This window comes from Aquipuribacter hungaricus (genome assembly GCF_037860755.1).
GTDB lineage: Bacteria > Actinomycetota > Actinomycetes > Actinomycetales > JBBAYJ01 > Aquipuribacter > Aquipuribacter hungaricus.
Genome location: NZ_JBBEOI010000071.1, coordinates 1 through 15,819, shown reverse-complemented (window position 1 = coordinate 15,819; position 15,819 = coordinate 1). Strand labels below are relative to the sequence as shown.

Annotated in this window: 16 protein-coding genes; 7 read left to right on the top strand and 9 right to left on the bottom strand. The window is 74.7% G+C overall.

Annotated elements, in window-relative coordinates:
• The 8 genes from cysS to WCS02_RS09555 form a co-directional block, all read right to left on the bottom strand.
• A partial coding sequence (gene cysS / locus WCS02_RS09590) for a cysteine--tRNA ligase (RefSeq protein WP_422665418.1) occupies positions 1–1,291 on the bottom strand: 1,291 nt, incomplete at its 3' end.
• 161 nt (positions 1,292–1,452) lie between these two features.
• On the bottom strand, positions 1,453–2,232 hold the full coding sequence (pstB, locus tag WCS02_RS09585) for a phosphate ABC transporter ATP-binding protein PstB (protein WP_340292427.1): 780 nt from the start codon (positions 2,230–2,232) through the stop codon (positions 1,453–1,455).
• A gap of 50 nt (positions 2,233–2,282) precedes the next feature.
• Entirely contained in the window at positions 2,283–3,500 is a 1,218-nt protein-coding gene (gene pstA / locus WCS02_RS09580; RefSeq protein WP_340292426.1) for a phosphate ABC transporter permease PstA, read from the bottom strand.
• Positions 3,497–4,444 carry a phosphate ABC transporter permease subunit PstC gene (gene pstC / locus WCS02_RS09575; RefSeq protein WP_340292424.1) on the bottom strand — a complete coding sequence of 316 codons (948 nt, stop codon included), beginning with the start codon at positions 4,442–4,444 and terminating at the stop codon, positions 3,497–3,499. The genes pstA and pstC overlap by 4 nt, the downstream gene beginning before the upstream one ends.
• Positions 4,445–4,567: 123 nt before the next feature.
• On the bottom strand, positions 4,568–5,704 hold the full coding sequence (locus WCS02_RS09570; RefSeq protein ID WP_340292422.1) for a phosphate ABC transporter substrate-binding protein PstS: 1,137 nt from the start codon (positions 5,702–5,704) through the stop codon (positions 4,568–4,570).
• A 173-nt stretch (positions 5,705–5,877) separates the two neighbouring features.
• A complete protein-coding gene (locus WCS02_RS09565; protein ID WP_340292420.1) occupies positions 5,878–8,400 on the bottom strand; it encodes an RNA degradosome polyphosphate kinase in 2,523 nt (840 codons plus the stop codon).
• Positions 8,401–8,439: 39 nt separating this feature from the next.
• A complete protein-coding gene (mshD, locus tag WCS02_RS09560; protein WP_340292418.1) occupies positions 8,440–9,426 on the bottom strand; it encodes a mycothiol synthase in 987 nt (328 codons plus the stop codon).
• Between the two features lie 9 nt (positions 9,427–9,435).
• Entirely contained in the window at positions 9,436–10,203 is a 768-nt protein-coding gene (locus tag WCS02_RS09555) for a winged helix-turn-helix domain-containing protein (protein ID WP_340292416.1), read from the bottom strand.
• A gap of 70 nt (positions 10,204–10,273) precedes the next feature.
• On the opposite strand from WCS02_RS09555, the gene WCS02_RS09550 reads away from it, so the two are divergent.
• The gene (locus WCS02_RS09550) at positions 10,274–11,056 is read left to right on the top strand and encodes a hypothetical protein (protein ID WP_340292414.1); all 783 of its coding nucleotides are present in this window, start codon (positions 10,274–10,276) and stop codon (positions 11,054–11,056) included.
• Positions 11,057–11,105: 49 nt separating this feature from the next.
• Here the strand turns inward: WCS02_RS09550 and WCS02_RS09545 are convergent, their stop codons facing one another.
• Positions 11,106–11,513, bottom strand: coding sequence for a DsrE family protein (locus tag WCS02_RS09545; protein ID WP_340292412.1), 408 nt, complete (start codon positions 11,511–11,513; stop codon positions 11,106–11,108).
• A gap of 151 nt (positions 11,514–11,664) precedes the next feature.
• Here WCS02_RS09545 and WCS02_RS09540 point away from each other — a divergent pair, with 151 nt between their 5' ends.
• The 6 genes from WCS02_RS09540 to WCS02_RS09515 form a co-directional block, all read left to right on the top strand.
• The gene (locus tag WCS02_RS09540; RefSeq protein ID WP_340292410.1) at positions 11,665–12,243 is read left to right on the top strand and encodes a heme-binding beta-barrel domain-containing protein; all 579 of its coding nucleotides are present in this window, start codon (positions 11,665–11,667) and stop codon (positions 12,241–12,243) included.
• On the top strand, positions 12,240–13,244 hold the full coding sequence (ygfZ, locus tag WCS02_RS09535) for a CAF17-like 4Fe-4S cluster assembly/insertion protein YgfZ (RefSeq protein ID WP_340292408.1): 1,005 nt from the start codon (positions 12,240–12,242) through the stop codon (positions 13,242–13,244). Before WCS02_RS09540 ends, ygfZ begins: the two co-directional genes overlap by 4 nt.
• A complete protein-coding gene (locus WCS02_RS09530) occupies positions 13,241–14,104 on the top strand; it encodes a beta-keto acid cleavage family enzyme (protein WP_340292405.1) in 864 nt (287 codons plus the stop codon). Before ygfZ ends, WCS02_RS09530 begins: the two co-directional genes overlap by 4 nt.
• A 59-nt stretch (positions 14,105–14,163) precedes the next feature.
• A complete protein-coding gene (locus WCS02_RS09525; protein WP_340292403.1) occupies positions 14,164–14,754 on the top strand; it encodes an RsiG family protein in 591 nt (196 codons plus the stop codon).
• A gap of 81 nt (positions 14,755–14,835) precedes the next feature.
• Positions 14,836–15,312: a helix-turn-helix domain-containing protein gene (locus WCS02_RS09520; RefSeq protein ID WP_340292401.1), complete on the top strand. Its 477-nt coding sequence runs from the start codon at positions 14,836–14,838 to the stop codon at positions 15,310–15,312.
• On the top strand, positions 15,309–15,819 hold a 511-nt coding region (locus WCS02_RS09515; protein ID WP_340292398.1), incomplete at its 3' end, for a hypothetical protein. The genes WCS02_RS09520 and WCS02_RS09515, both read left to right, overlap by 4 nt.

Genomic DNA, 15,819 nt, shown 5'->3' with positions numbered 1-15,819 from the left:
CCCCGGCGCTCCGGTCGGCGGCGCCTGCGGAGGCGGCGGGCTCGACCCCCAGCACCGTGGCCATCGCGAGCACGCTGCGCGCGGCGTCCGCCACGGCCGCCCGGTCGCCGGCGGCGAGGGCGACGTTGCCCTCGCGGACGACGCCGTGCAGGGCGGCGAGCGCGGAGGGCACGGAGAGGTCGTCGTCCATCGCCGCGGCGAACCCGGCAGACACCTGCCCGGCCGGCGCCCCGGCGCCGTCGACCTGCTCGTCGCCGACGACCTCGCGCGCCCGGCGGAGGAACCCGTCGATCCGCTCCCAGGCCGCGGTCGCCTCGGTGAGCGAGGTGGACGAGAACTCCAGGTTGCTCCGGTAGTGCGCGGAGACCAGGTAGTAGCGGAGCACCTCGGGGCGGTAGGTCTGCAGCAGGTGCTGCACGCCGAGGGTGTTACCCAGGCTCTTGCTCATCTTCTCCCCGGCGGTGGTGACCAGGGCCGAGTGCATCCACACCCGGGCGAAGGCGTCGCCGGCCGCCGAGGACTGCGCGAGCTCGTTCTCGTGGTGGGGGAAGCGCAGGTCGAGCCCGCCGCCGTGGACGTCGAACTCCGCACCCAGGTAGCGCCCGGCCATCGCGGAGCACTCCAGGTGCCAGCCCGGCCGGCCCCGGCCCCACGGCGTGGGCCACGACGCGGTGGCCGGCTCGCCCTCCTTGGCGGACTTCCACAGCGCGAAGTCGCGGGGGTCGCGCTTGCGGCCGGCGAGCTCCGGGTCGGTGTCGTCGGCCGGGGCGAGGTCGCCGACGCCCTGCCGGGTGAGGCGGCCGTAGGCCTCGAAGGAGCGGACGTCGAAGTACAGGTCCGCCGTACCCTCGACGTGGTACGCGTGACCGGCGTCGAGCAGCCGCTGCATGAGCTCGACCATCTCGGTGACGTGCCCGGTCGCGCGGGGCTCGTACGTCGGCGGCAGGATCCGCAGCGCGTCGTAGGCGGCGGTGAACTCGCGCTCGTAGCGGTAGGCGTGCGCCCACCACGGCCGTCCCTGCTCGGCGGCCTTGGCGAGGATCTTGTCGTCGATGTCGGTGACGTTCCGGACCAGCGTGACCTGCAGGCCGGCGTGCAGCAGCCAGCGGCGCAGGACGTCGTAGACCACCTGCGCGCGGACATGGCCGATGTGGGGGCTGGACTGCGGCGTGGCCCCGCAGACGTAGATGCCGACCTGCCCCGGGACGACCGGGCGCAGCGGCGCGGTCTCGCGGGTCAGGCTGTCGTGCAGGCGCAGGCCGGGGCTCTCGACGTCGGGGTCCTCAGGCACCGCCCCAGCCTAGAGGCCCCGGAGCACGACCGGCCCGGCGCTCCGGACCACCCGCAGGCACGCTGCAGGGCCACTGCAGCGACGCCCCAGGAGCACCGGCAGGGACGCCGCAGGGCCGCCCCCCGTGACGGGTGGCGACCCTGGGCGGGACAGACGAAGGCTCAGCCGAAGCGGCCCGAGATGTAGTCGTTGGTCGCCTGCACCTTGGGGGTGGAGAACATGGTGTCGGTGGCGTCCATCTCGATGAGCTTGCCGGGCTTGCCGGTACCCGCGATGTTGAAGAATGCGGTGCGGTCGCTCACCCGGGCGGCCTGCTGCATGTTGTGGGTGACGATGACGATCGTGTAGTCCTGCTTGAGCTCCTGGATGAGGTCCTCGATCGCCAGCGTGGAGATCGGGTCCAGGGCGGAGCAGGGCTCGTCCATGAGCAGGACCTCGGGCTCGACCGCGATGGCGCGGGCGATGCAGAGGCGCTGCTGCTGGCCGCCGGACAGGCTGGAGCCCGACGAGGAGAGCCGGTCCTTGACCTCGTTCCAGAGGTTGGCGCCCTGCAGCGCCTTCTCGACCTTCTCGTCCGCGGTCGCCCTGCTCATCCGGCGCGAGTTGAGCTTGTAGCCCGCGATGACGTTGTCGTAGATCGACATGGTCGGGAACGGGTTGGGGCGCTGGAAGACCATGCCGATCTGGCGGCGGACGTCGACCGGGTCGGTGGTCGGCGCGTAGAGGTTCTGCGAGTCGACCATCACCTCGCCGGTGACGTAGGCGCCGGCGATGGCCTCGTGCATCCGGTTGAGGGACCGGAGCAGCGTCGACTTGCCGCAGCCGGACGGGCCGATGAAGGCCGTCACGGAGCGGGGCTCGATGGTCATGTGCACGCCCTCGACCGCGAGGAACTTGCCGTAGTAGATGTTGAGGTCGTTGACCTCGATGCGCTTGGACACGTGGTGATCCCTTGTCGGCGTGGGTCGGGGAGGTCTGGGGAGCCGCTGGGTCAGCGGTTGGTCTTGGGCGCGTACAGGTGGGCGATCAGCCGCCCGATCCCGTTGAGCACCATGACGATGAGGATGAGCACGAGCGCGGCGGTCCAGGCACGGTCGATGAACGCCTCGGGCGGCAGGCCGCGGTTGCGGAACTGGTCGTAGGCGTACACCGGCAGCGTCGAGGCCCGGCCCTCGGTCATGTCGAAGTTGAACCCGGTGGTGAAGCCGAGGGTGATGAGCAGCGGGGCGGTCTCGCCGATGACGCGGGCGATGGCGATGGTGACGCCCGCCGCGATCCCGCCGACGGCGGTGGGGAGGACGACCTTGGTGATCGTCCGCCAGCGCGGCACGCCGAGGGCGAAGGACGCCTCGCGCAGCTCGTCCGGGACCAGCTTGAGCATCTCCTCGCAGGTGCGGATGACGACGGGCGTCATGAGCACCGACAGGGCGATGGCACCGGCGATGCCCGAGCGGTGGCCCGGGTCGCCCAGGATCGTGGAGAACAGCGCGAAGGCGAAGAGCCCCGCGACGATGGACGGGATGCCCGTCATGACGTCGACGAGGAACGTGATGGCGCTCTTGAGCCGACCGCTGCCGTACTCCACGAGCCAGACCGCGGCGAGCAGGCCGACCGGGACGGACACCAGGGTGGCGATGCCGGTGACCTGCAGGGTGCCGACGATGGCGTGGGCCGCGCCGCCGCCCTCGCCGATGACGCCGGCCATGGACTGCGTGAAGAAGGCGGCGTCGAAGCGGGCGGCGCCGCGGCTGACGACCGTCCAGACGAGCGACACCAGGGGCGCCATGGCCAGGACGAAGGCCACGGTGACGAGCGCGGTGACGACCCGGTCCGTGGCCCGGCGGCGGCCCTCGACGACGCGCGCGAGGACGTAGACGCCGACGGTGTAGGTGATGGCGGTGAGGACAGCGGCACCGGTGACGGTGAACCGGCCGACGAGGAGCAGGATCCCGGCGGACAGCGCCGCGGAGACCAGCAGCAGGGCCGGGGACAGGTGGCGGGTCAGCTGCCCGGACGAGCGGCGGGGCTCGCCGACCACCGGGCCGGCCGGGGCGGGCGAGCCGGGGGTGCCGAAGCGCTCGGGGGTGAGGCCGCGGGTGTCCCCCGGGGTCGCCGGGGCGCTCTGCTCGTGCGAGGGCGTGGTCAGCCCCGTCGTCGGGGTGGCCGTCGACGTCTGGGTCGACCGCTCGGTGCGGGGCGAGGTGCTCATCCGGCTGCTCCCGAGAACCCGCGCGACGCGACCGAGCGCGCGAGGTAGTTGACGGCGAAGGTGAGGACGAACAGCACGAGGCCGGTCGCGATGAGGACGCTGACACCCAGGCCGGTCGCCTCGGGGAAGTTCAGCGCGATGTTCGCCGGGATGGTCGACGGGTTCTGCCCGCTGATGAGGTTGAACGTGATGACCGTCGGGTTGACCGACAGGATGATCGTCACCGCGAGCGTCTCGCCCAGCGCGCGGCCGAGGCCGAGCATGGCGCCGGAGACGACGCCGGAGCGCCCGTAGGGCAGGACGGCCATCCGGATCATCTCCCACCGGGTGGCACCGAGGGCCAGGGCGGCCTCCTCGTGCAGGCGCGGGGTCTGCAGGAACACCTCGCGGCACACGGCGGTCATGATCGGCAGGATCATCACCGCGAGCACCAGGGCGGCGGTGAGCATGACGTAGCCGCTGTTCGCGGCAGGCCCGGCGAAGAAGGGCAGGAAGCCGAGGTTCGCCTCGAGCCACTGGTAGCCCGGCACCAGGTACGGCGCCAGGACGGTGATGCCCCAGAAGCCGAACACGACGCTGGGCACCGCGGCGAGCAGGTCGATGACGTACCCGAAGGCGCGCGCCGCCCGGCGGGGGGCGTAGTGGCTGATGTACAGCGCGATGCCGACGGCGACGGGCGCGGCGAGCAGCAGCGCGAGCGCGGAGGACAGCACGGAGCCGAAGAGCAGCGGCCCCACCAGCGTCCAGAAGCTGCTGGCGCCGAGGTCCTCGGCGCCGGCGCCGAAGGCGGGGTAGCCCTTGGCCAGCAGGAAGGCCGCGACGCCGGTGAGGGTGACGAGGATCGTCAGGGCGGCCGCGAGGGCGAGGCCCGAGAAGACCTTGTCGCCCGGGCGCGTCACCGCCTTGGGAGCCTGCGCGACCGGGGGGGTCGCTGTTGCCGTCATGGAGGTCCTTCCGCTGGAGCAGGGGGGTGGGACGGGGGACGGGTCCCGGACCGACGGACGGGCGGCCACCTGGATGGTGACCGCCCGACCCGCCTCAGGTCCAGGGGGAGCCCGAGGGGTGGATCACTGGATGGAGTCGATCGCCGCCTGGACGTCGGTGCGGACGGTGTCGGAGATCGGGGCAGAACCGGCGTTGTCGGCCGCGATCTGCTGGCCCTCCTCGCTGGCGACGTAGGACAGGTACGACTTGACCAGCTCGGCCTTCTCGTCGTCCTCGTAGTCGGCGCAGGCGATGTGGTAGCTCACCAGGACGATCGGGTACGTGCCGGCCTCGGTGGTGTCGCGGGCCAGCTCGATGGCGAGGCTGGTCTCGCTGCGGCCCTCGACGCGGGGGGACGCGTCGACGATCGCGGCCGCGGCCTCGGGGGAGAACGGCACGAACTCCTCGCCGACGCCGACCGCGACGGTGCCCAGGTCGCCGGCCTGCGAGGCGTCGGCGTAGCCGACGTAGCCGTCGCCGGCCGTGACGGCCTGGACGACGCCCTGGGTCTGCGCGCCGGCCTCGCCGGTCAGGTCGCCCGGCCAGGTCTCGACCTCGCCGTAGGTCCAGACGTCGCCGGCCACGGTCTCCAGGTAGGAGGTGAAGTTCTCCGTCGTGCCCGAGTCGTCGGAACGGTGGACGGGGGTGATCGGGGTCGAGGGGAGCTCGACGTCGGGGTTGGCCTCGGCGATGGCCGGGTCGTCCCACGTGGTGATGGTCTCGGCGAAGACGCCGGCGATGACCGCGGGCGGCATGTTGACGCTGTCGACACCCTCGAGGTTGAAGATGACGGCGACGGGCGAGACGTACAGGGGCAGCTCGACGATGTCCTCGCTGGCGCAGACGTCGCCGACCAGGGCCAGCTCCTCGTCGTCCAGGAAGGCGTCGGAGCCGGCGAAGTCGGAGCCGCCGCCGAGGAACAGCTCGCGGCCGCCGCCGGAGCCGATCGGGTCGTAGTTGACCGTGACGCCGGGCTCCACGCCGTTGAAGCCGGCGGCCCAGGCCTGCACGGCGGCCTGCTGGGAGCTGGCACCGGCGCCCGTGAGCTGGCCGCTCAGGTCGCCACCGGCGGGGGCGGCGTCGGAGGACGCGCCGCCGGCAGCACCGGTGGCGCCGTCGGTCGCGGTGCCGGCGTCGTCGCCGCCGCCGCACGCGGCGAGGGCGAAGGACAGGACCACGGCGACGGGGAGTGCACCGCGGGACAGGGTGGAGCGCTTCACAGGGGTACCTCCGGGAGCGGGGAGAGCCGACGAGCAGCTCGTTGCTCCACGAAACTAACTGCGCCCCGAGGCCGGTCGTGCCTGCTCAGGTGACCAGCAGGTGAACAGGTCGGTAACTGTCGGAGGGCCCCCGTGACTCAGGTCACGGGGGCCCTCTCACGGTCGACCGTCGGTCACGCCGGTGCGGCGGTGGGTGACGTCCGACGCCGGGCGGGGCTGCTCCCGCGACGGGAGGACCGGCCGCCGTGCGCGGCTATCTGGACCGTCTGCAGGTCGCTGAGCGGGGCCCCCGAGGCGTCCTGGTGGTGCCGCTCCCAGCGCTCCTCCGACAGCAGGTGCCAGGAGGCGGTCCCGTCGTCCATCGACTGGTCGAACAGGCTCATGCACTGGTCCACGTGCCGCTGGTCGCCCAGGCGCACGAGCGCCTCGACCCGGCGGTCGAGGTTCCTGTGCATCATGTCGGCGCTGCCGATGTAGACCACGGGCTCGCCGCCGGCGACGAAGGCGAAGATCCGCGAGTGCTCGAGGAAGCGGCCGAGGATGCTCCGCACCCGGATGTTCTCGCTGAAGCCGGGGACGCCCGGGCGGATCGCGCAGATCCCCCGCACGACGACGTCGACGGGCACGCCGGCGTTGGAGGCCCGGTAGAGGGCGTCGATGAGCGCCTCGTCGACGATGGAGTTGACCTTGATCCGGATCCCGGCGGGCAGCCCCCGGCCGGCGTTGGCGATCTCGCGCTCGACGAGGTCGACCAGGCCCTGGCGGACGGTGCGGGGGGCGACGAGCAGCCGCTTGTACGACGCCCGCGGCGCGAAGCCCGACAGCTGGTTGAACAGCACCGTAAGGTCGTCGGCCACCTGCGGGTCCTTGGTGAGCAGGCCCAGGTCCTCGTAGATGCGGGCGGTCTTGGGGTTGTAGTTGCCGGTGCCGACGTGGCAGTAGCGGGCCAGCCCGCCCGGCTCCTGCCGCACCACGAGGCTCAGCTTGGCGTGGGTCTTGAGGCCGACGATGCCGTAGACGACGTGGACGCCCGCGTGCTCGAGCTTGCGCGCCCACGTGATGTTGGCCTGCTCGTCGAAGCGGGCCTTGATCTCGACCAGCGCCAGCACCTGCTTGCCCGCCTCGGCGGCGTCGATGAGGGCGTCGACGATCGGGCTGTCCCCGCTGGTCCGGTACAGCGTCTGCTTGATGGCCAGCACCTGCGGGTCGGCGGCGGCCTGCTCGAGGAACGCCTGGACCGAGGTCGAGAAGCTGTCGTACGGGTGGTGCAGGAGCACGTCGCGGCGGCTGATCGCGGCGAAGACGTTGCTCGCCTTGGCGGTCTCCACCTCGTTGAGGTCGCGGTGGGTGCGCGGCAGGAACTTGGGGAACTGCAGCTCCGGCCGGTCGAGGTCGGCCATGATCGTGAGCCCGCGCAGGTCGAGCGGCTCGGGCAGGCGGTAGACCTCCTCCGGCACCACGCCGAGCTCGCGCAGGAGCAGGTCCGCGTCGTCCTCGGCGATGTCGTCGGCGAGCTCGAGGCGCACCGGCGGGCCGAACCGGCGGCGCAGCAGCTCCTTCTCCAGGGCCTGGAGCAGGTTCTCCGCGTCGTCCTCCTCGACCTCGAGGTCCTCGTTGCGGGTGACGCGGAATGTCGAGTGCCGGACCACGTCCATGCCGGGGAACAGCATCGACAGGTGGGCGGCGATCACGTCCTCCAGCGGCACGAACGCGGCGCGGTCGTCGTCGTCGCCGTCGGTGTGGGGCACCCGCAGGAAGCGGGGCAGCACCGGCGGCACCTTGACCCGGGCGAAGTGCTGCTTGCCGGTCTGCGGGTTGGACACCACGACGGCGAGGTTGAGCGACAGCCCCGAGATGTACGGGAACGGGTGGGCGGGGTCGACCGCGAGCGGGGTGAGGACCGGGAACACCTGGGCGCGGAAGAGCTGCGTGAGCCGCTGGCAGGCGTGGTCGTCGAGCTGGTCCCAGCGCAGCACCGTGATGCCCTGCTCGGCCATGGCCGGCTCGATCGCGTCGCGGTAGGCGCGGGCGTGGCGGGCCATGAGGGCCCCGGTCCGCTGGCTGATCTCCTGGAGGATCTCGCGTGGCTCCAGCCCGGACGCGGCGCGCACGGCGATGCCGGTGGCGATGCGCCGCTTCAGCCCGGCGACGCGGACCATGTAGAACTCGTCGAGGTTGCTGGCGAAGATGGCGAGGAAGCGGGCCCGCTCGAGCAGCGGCACGTCGGGGTCCTCGGCGAGCTCGAGCACCCGCTCGTTGAACGCCAGCCACGACACCTCACGGTCGGCGAAGCGGTCCTCGGGCAGGTCGTCGGGGTCCTCGGTGGTGATCTCCGCGGGCGCGCCGAGGTGCTCGATGATGTCGTCGCCGTCGTGGGGGCGGTGCGCGGGGCGGGCGGGCCCGGTGGTCGGGGCGTCGGGGCGGCCCGTCGTCGGGGCGGCGACCGGGTCCGCGGCCGTGGGGGTGCTGCGGCCGTCCTGCCCGCCGTCCGGGAGGACACCGGCGGGGGCGGGGGACGGGACGGTGGCCGCGCCGTCCACGGGGGCGGCACCGTCGGAGGTGGCGTCGGCCCCCTTGGTGGCGGCGTCCTTCTTGCCGGCCTTCTTGCGGCCGGGGGCGGGCTCCTGGACGCCGGCGCGACGGGCGGCGTCGGCGGCGGTACGGGCGGCGGTGGGCGCGGGACGTCGGGCTGCCATGGCGCCGATGCTGTCAGAGAGCGGCGGGGCCGGCGTCCCTCAGAGCTCGCGGCGGAACTGCACGTCCACGTCCCAGCGGGAGAAGCCGAGCGCGGTGTACGTGCGCACGGCGGCCGCGTTGTCCGCGTCGACGTAGAGCATCGCCTGGTCCACGCCGCGCCCCCGCAGGTACCGCAGACCGACCAGCGTGACGAGCCGGCCGAGCCCGCGGCCCTGGGCGGCGGGCCCCACACCGACGACGTAGACCTCGCCGATCGGGGGGTGGGCGTGGGTGCTGCCGCCGTCCTCGTGGCGGTGCTGGGTGGCCCCGTGCACCTTGGTCCAGTGGAAGGCGAGCAGCTCGCCGTCGGCCTCCCCGCCGTCCGCCCGCTCGGCGAGGAACACCCCCTCGGGGTCGAACCAGTCCTCGGCGACGCGGGCGTCGACGTCGGCGCGGGTCCACCGGCCCTGCTCGGGGTGGTCGGCGAAGGCGGCGGCGTTGACCGCGAGCAGCGCGTCCTCGTCGCCCGGGCGGAAGATCCGCAGCCGCACCCCCTCCGGCACCTCGGGCCGCGGCAGCGACGCGTACAGGCTGCGGCGCATCTGCCACAGCTCGCGGACCCGGTCGAAGCCCATCGCGGCGGCGAGCGCGCCCGCGTCGGGGGACTCGCCGTGCGCCCACAGCCGCAGCCGGCCGTCGCCGAGCGAGGCGGCGAGGTCGAGCAGCGCGCCGACGAGGACGCGGCCGTGGCCGCGGCGGCGGTGCGCGGGGTCGACGACGAGCTCGGCCGAGGAGCCCTCGACCGGGTCGGTCGGGTCCAGGTGGGCGTACCCGACCACCCCCGCGCCGGCGGGGTCGCGGAGGAGCAGGTGCCGGCCTGGCTCCTGCCCGCCGCTGCGCAGGTGGAGCAGGACGTGCTCGCTGAGCGGGGCGACCCCGTCGGCGTCCGCGGCCCGCGCGACCAGCCCCAGGACGTCCCGGACGTCGGCGGGGCCCAGGCGGTCGGCGCGCTCCACGCCCTGGTCCACGGCGGGCTCGCTGCTCATGCGGCGACCCTACGCGGGCTGCCCCCGGGTGCCCGCGCCCACGACGGCCCCGGGCGGGTGCCCGTCCGGCGGGCTGTCGTCGCCGGCCTCGTCCCCCGCGGGCGCCCGGCCGACCACCAGGCGGTAGCCGACGTTGCGGACGGTGCCGATGAGGTGCTCGTGCTCCGGGCCGAGCTTGGCCCGCAGCCGACGGACGTGGACGTCGACGGTGCGGGTGCCGCCGAAGTAGTCGTAGCCCCACACCTCCTGCAGCAGCTGCGCGCGGGTGAACACCCGGCCGGGGTGCGTGGCGAGGAACTTGAGGAGCTCGAACTCCTTGTACGTGAGGTCGAGGACCTGGCGCCGCACCCGCGCGGTGTACGTGCTCTCGTCGATGACCACGTCGCCGGCCACGACCTCGCCCGGGGCGTCGTCGACCTCGGCCGGCGCCTGGCGGGCGACCGCGAGGCGGAGCCGGGCGTCGACCTCGGCGGGGCCGGCGTCGCCGAGCACGACGTCGGTGAGGCCCCAGTCGCCGGACACCGCCGCGAGGCCGCCCTCGGTCATCACCGCGACGACCGGCAGGTCCGGCAGCGTGGTCCGCAGCAGCCGGCACAGCGAGCGGGCGGCGGCCAGGTCGCGCAGGCAGTCGACGAGGACGACGTCGGGGTCGCCGAGGTCGACCAGCGCGCCGGGCGTGCCGGGCAGCACGTCGACGCGGTGGGGCAGCAGAGCCAGGGCGGGCAGCGCCCGGGTGGAGGGGCTGAGCGCGTCGCCGAGCAGGACGAGTCTGGCCACCCTGGCGCCTCCTCGTGCTCGTGCGTCGCGCTCCCGGCGCTGATCAGGCCGTGGTGCCGCAGGATAGGGCGTGCCGGAGGCCCCGTGGCACGATGCCCGGGTGCTCGCCCGCCTGCTCGTCCTGCTCGGGGCGCTGGTGGCGGCGGCCGCTGTCGCGCTCCTGCCGCTGCTGCTGCGCGACGTCGACGGGCGCTGGTGGATCCCGGCCGCGTACGTCGCGGTCGTGGCCGCCGTGGGCTACGGCTGGACCCGGCTGCTCCAGGTCCCGGTGGGCTGGGGCGTGGGCTGGGTCGTGACCCTGACGGGCGCCGTCGGGGCCGTCGTGGTGTCGCTCGGCGGGCAGGACGCGCTGCGCTGGGTGCCGTCCGTGTTCGCCCTCGGGATCATCGGCGCCTTCGTCCACCAGATGGGACGCCGGGACGGGCGGCCGCGGCTCGTGGAGTCCGTGTCGGCCACCGTGACCGGCCAGGCCGTCGTCCTGCTGGGTACCGGGTGGCTCGTCGCCGACGCCGGGACGGGCAGCGTCGGGGCCGCCGTCGCGGGCGGGCTGGGCTGCGCGGCCGCCGCCCTCACCATGACCCTGCCGTGGCCCCGGGCCCTCACGCTGCCCCTGTCGGTGCTGTCCGGCGGGCTGCTCGCCGGGGCCGCGTCGAGCGGGCTGCCGTCGCTGCCCGGCGTGGTCGAGGCGCTCGTCGTCGGGGCGGTCGCGGGCGGGACGACGGCCGGCATGCACGTGCTGCTCTACCGCCAGCCGACCACGTCGCACCGGCGGGCCGCGGTCTCCGCCGGCGCTGCCTGCGTCCTGGCCGCGGGCCTGGCGGTCCACGTCGGGGCGCGGCTCACCCTGCCCTGAACCCGGTACTGGTCTCGACCCCGGTGCCGGTCTCGGCAGGGACGTCCCGTCAGTAGACGAGCGCCGTGGCGGCCGGGTCGAGCGCCTCGGCGACGAACACCGCCGCCCCGGCGACGCGCACGCCCGGAAGAAGGTCGTCCTGCTCCAGGCCCCGGCGCGCCGCGCACTGGGTGCACACGGTCACCTGCCCCTCCCCCGGCCCGGCCTCCAGCACGGCGGCGAGCAGCTCCAGCGGGTCGGCGGCATGGGCGAGCTCGAACCCCTCCGCCCCGCGGACCGCGAGCGCGACGGCACCACCGGTGAGCCACAGCGACACCCGCGCCCCCGAGGCCAGCGCGGTCGCGGCGACCGTGAGGCCCTGGGTGCAGCGCTCGGGCTCCTCGGCGCCGCAGGTGACCTTGACCACGAGCGCGGGCGGGGGCGTCGGACGGGGGGCCTGGGCGGCGGTCTCGGTCACCGGGCCGAGGCTACGATGAGCAGATGCTCGAGGCCGTGTTCACCGGACTTCTCGTCCTGTCGTCCCTCGCGATCGGCTGGGTCAGCCTGGTCGTGCTCTACAAGCTGTTCGCCGGCCAGCGCTGAGCGCCGACCGGACGCCGGCGCCCCCCGTGGCGGGCCCCGACGCACAGCACGCCGCGCCGTCCGCCCCGGCGGGGCGGCTCCAGGCGCGGCCCATCGAGCTGCCCGAGGACCTCGCGCGCCCGCTCGTGGCGATCGGCTGGCTCGTCGGCACCTGGCAGGGCGCCGGCGAGGTGACGTACCCGTCCATGGAGCAGGCCGTCCCGTTCGGCCAGGAGGTCGTCGTCAGCCACGACGGGCGCCCGTTCCTGCGCTGGGACTCCCGCACCTGGGCCCTGGCCGAGGACGGCTCGCTGGGCGCGCCGCTGGCCACCGAGACCGGGTTCTGGCGCGTGCCGTCCGGCGAGGCCGGGCTCGACGGCACCGAGGTCGAGCTGCTGCTGGCGCACCCCATGGGCTACGTCGAGCAGTACCTGGGCCAGGCGCACGCCGGCAAGATCGAGCTGAGCACCGAGCTGGTCGCCCGCTCGCGCGACGCCAAGGACTACTCGGCCGGCACCCGGCTGTACGGCTACGTCGCGGGGGACCTGCTGTGGGCGATGGACATGGCCGCGGTCGGGCAGCGGATGACCTCGCACGCCTCCGCCCGGCTGAAGAAGGTCGCGTGAGCGGCACCGCGGCCGACGCTGTCGTCGGCGACGGCCTGGACGGCGGCGTGCCCGCCCACTACGGCGACCCGCTGCGCGAGCAGCGCCTGCTCGAGGAGGGCCTGGCCGTCGTCGACCTGTCCCACCGCGGCGTGGTCACCGTCACCGGTCCGGACCGGCTCACCTGGCTCAACAGCCTGTCCAGCCAGAAGCTCGACACGCTGCGGCCGCGGCACTCCGTCGAGGCGCTGCTCCTGAGCCCGCACGGGCACATCGAGCACGTGCTGCACCTGGTCGACGACGGCACGACGACGTGGCTGGTCGTCGAGGCCTCGACCGCGGCCGACCTCGTCGCCTACCTGGACCGGATGCGCTTCATGCTCCGGGTCGAGGTCGCCGACGTCACGGCGCAGTGGGCGGTCGTCGGCGAGCCCGTCGCCCGCGAGTCCGTCGTCGGCGAGCCGGTGGCGTGGGTGGACCCCTGGCCCCGCACCGGCGAGGTGTCCGTCGCCTACGGCAGCACCGACCTGGAGCACGTCGGCCGCGGGTGGGCGTTCCGCGAGGTCGTCGTCCCGCGCGGGGACCTGCTCGCCACGCTCGCCGAGCGCCCCCGTGCCGGCACCTGGGCCCTGGAGGCGCTCCGCGTCGCCGCCGGCCGGCCGCGCCACCTGCGGGAGACCGACCACCGGACCATCCCGCACGAGCTGGACCTGCTGCGCACGGCGGTGCACCTGCAGAAGGGCTGCTACCGCGGCCAGGAGACCGTGGCGCGGGTCCACAACCTCGGCCGCCCGCCGCGTCGCGTCGTCCTGCTGCACCTGGACGGGTCCGGTCACCTGCTGCCCGCCCCCGGGACCGAGCTGCGGCTCGGCGAGAAGGTCGTCGGCCGCCTCACCACGGTGGCCCGGCACCACGAGCTCGGACCGGTCGCGCTCGGCGTGGTCAAGCGGAACACCCCCGCCGACGCCGTGCTCGACGCCGACGGGGTGGCTGCGGCGCAGGACGTGCTGGTCCGCCCGTGAGCCGCTTCCTCGACCGTCCGGCCACGACCCTCATCACGGTCGCCCCGACCGGCGCCGAGCAGCGCAAGGACGAGGTCCCGCAGCTGCCGACGACACCCGAGGAGATCGCCGCCGAGGCCGCCGCGTGCGAGGCGGTCGGCGCCGCGATGGTCCACATCCACGTCCGGGACGCCGCCCACGAGCCGACGCTCGACCTGCCCCGGGTGCGCGAGGTCGTCGCCGCGGTCCGCGAGTCCTCGTCGCTGGTGGTCCAGCTGTCGACGGGCGGCAGCGTCCACGACCCGATGCCCGAGAGGCTGCGCGTGCTCGACGCGGAGCCCGACTCGTGCAGCCTCACCCTCGGCACGGTGAACTTCGGCGACGACGTGTTCATGAACCCGTGGGGCTTCGTCGTCGAGCTGTTCCGCGAGAGCCGGGACCGCGGCATCGTGCCCGAGTTCGAGGTCTTCGACCTGGGACAGCTGACGACGCTGCGCCGGCTCCTCGACCGCGAGGGCCTGCCCGCCGGGGGCAGGGTCCACGTCGACCTGGTCATGGGCGTCCCCGGCGGCATGCCCGGCACCACCGACGCCCTGGTCGCCTGCGTCGCCGCGATGCCGGAGCAGGTGACGTCGTGGTCGGCGACCGGGATCGGGCGCTCGCACCTGCCGGTCCTCGCCGCGTCGCTGTCGGCCGGCGGCCACCTGCGCGTCGGCATGGAGGACACGGTGGTGTGGGGCCGCGGGCCCGACGGGCCGGTCCCCGTCGCCTCCAACGCCGACCTCGTCGCCCGGGCCGCCGGGGTGGCGACCACGCTCCAGCGCCCGCCGATGGACGTCGCCGGCGCCCGCGAGCTGCTCGGCCTGCCCGCGCGGCCCTGAGACGCCCGACGCGCGCGGGACCCTCACGGGCCGGAGGGGTCTGGCCTACGATCCGTGACATGCAGATGCAGCCTGGCGGCCGACGCCGGATCGACCTCGTCCTGGGCGAGGGCTTCCTCGACGGCCTCGAGGACCTGCCGGTCGACCAGCTGCGCACCCGCCGCGGCGAGGCCGAGCAGGAGGAGACCGACCTCAGCTACGCCCGCCGCCTGCTGCACGGCCGCCTGGACCTGCTGCGTGCCGAGCAGGAGCGCCGTGCAGCGCCCGGGGCGGACGCCAGCGCCGTGAGCAGCACCGACGAGGAGCTCGTCGCGGCGCTCACCAAGACCCTGGCCGACCCGCCCGGGCCGAGCCACGGCATGGGCAAGCACGGCCTGGTCGAGCCCAGCCGCGTCGGGGAGCACCGCCGCGCCGCCGAGGCGGCCGTCGCCGACCCCGCCCTCAGCGACCCCGCGGGCATGGACGACGAGGCCCTGGCCGCCGCCGTCGCCCGGATCGACGCGCTCCAGCACGACGTCGGCGAGCAGCGCGCCGCCGTGCAGCACGCCGCCGACGCGCTCACCGAGGAGCTCGGCCGCCGCTACCGCGAGGGCGTCCTGCACGTCGAGGACGTGCTCGGCGGCGCGGACGAGGACGAGTCCGCCCGCTAGGACCTCCCGGCTGCGGGCCCGCCCGCTACCTGCTCGCCGTCGTGCTTGCATCTGCTAGCACCGTGCTTGCACACTAGGGGTGTGAGCGACGAGGGCAGGACCAGCAGCGTCCCGCCCGACGAGCCCACCGGACCCGTCGCCGGCGCGGTCACCGGCGCGGTCACCGGCGCCCGGCACACCATCAGCGACCTCGGCGGATTCCTGCGCGAGCAGCGCCAGCAGGCCCGGATGTCGCTGCGCCAGCTGGCGGCCGCCGCGGGCGTGAGCAACCCGTACCTCAGCCAGGTCGAGCGCGGCCTGCGCCGGCCGTCCGCCGAGGTCCTCCAGCAGATCGCCAAGGGTCTGCGGATCTCGGCCGAGGCGCTGTACGTCCGTGCCGGGCTCCTCGACGGCACCGAGGGCAGCGACGTCCCGGTGGCCGTCGCCGCCGACCCCTACCTCAGCGAGCGGCAGAAGCGCGTGCTGCTCGACGTCTACGCCAGCTTCGTCAGCGCCGGCCCCGACGCCGCGCCCGACGCGGCTCCCCCTCACGCACCCGACCCAGGAGGCACCGCATGACCACGCCCGAGAGCACCACGACCAGCACCAGCACCACGACCGACGGCACCAGCAGCACGGCCGCCACCGCCGGCACCCACGGCCCCGCCGCGCCCGCGCAGGTCCGCCGGGTCGTCGCCGACGCGGCCACCACGGCCTCGTACGCGGCGCTCGGTGCGACCGACCTCGTCGTGAGCCGTCTGCGCGAGGCGCGCACCGTGGCGGCCGAGGTCTCCGAGCAGGCCCGCACCCTGCCCCGCCAGCTGCCCGCGCGCGCCGTGGACCACCTGCAGAAGGTGCCGACCCAGGCCGTGAGCACGGCGCTCGACCTGGCCGGCCGCGCCGGGGAGCAGTACGACGGGCTCGCCGCCCGCGGCAAGGACCTCGCCGGGCGGCTGCGCGCGCAGCGGTCGTCCGAGGAGCTCGTCCGCCGCAGCCGGGTCGCGGTCAGCCGCACCCGGGCCGCCGTGACCACCGTCCGCGGGGCCGCCACCACCACCGTGGCCGCGGGTGCCGCGACGGTCGCCG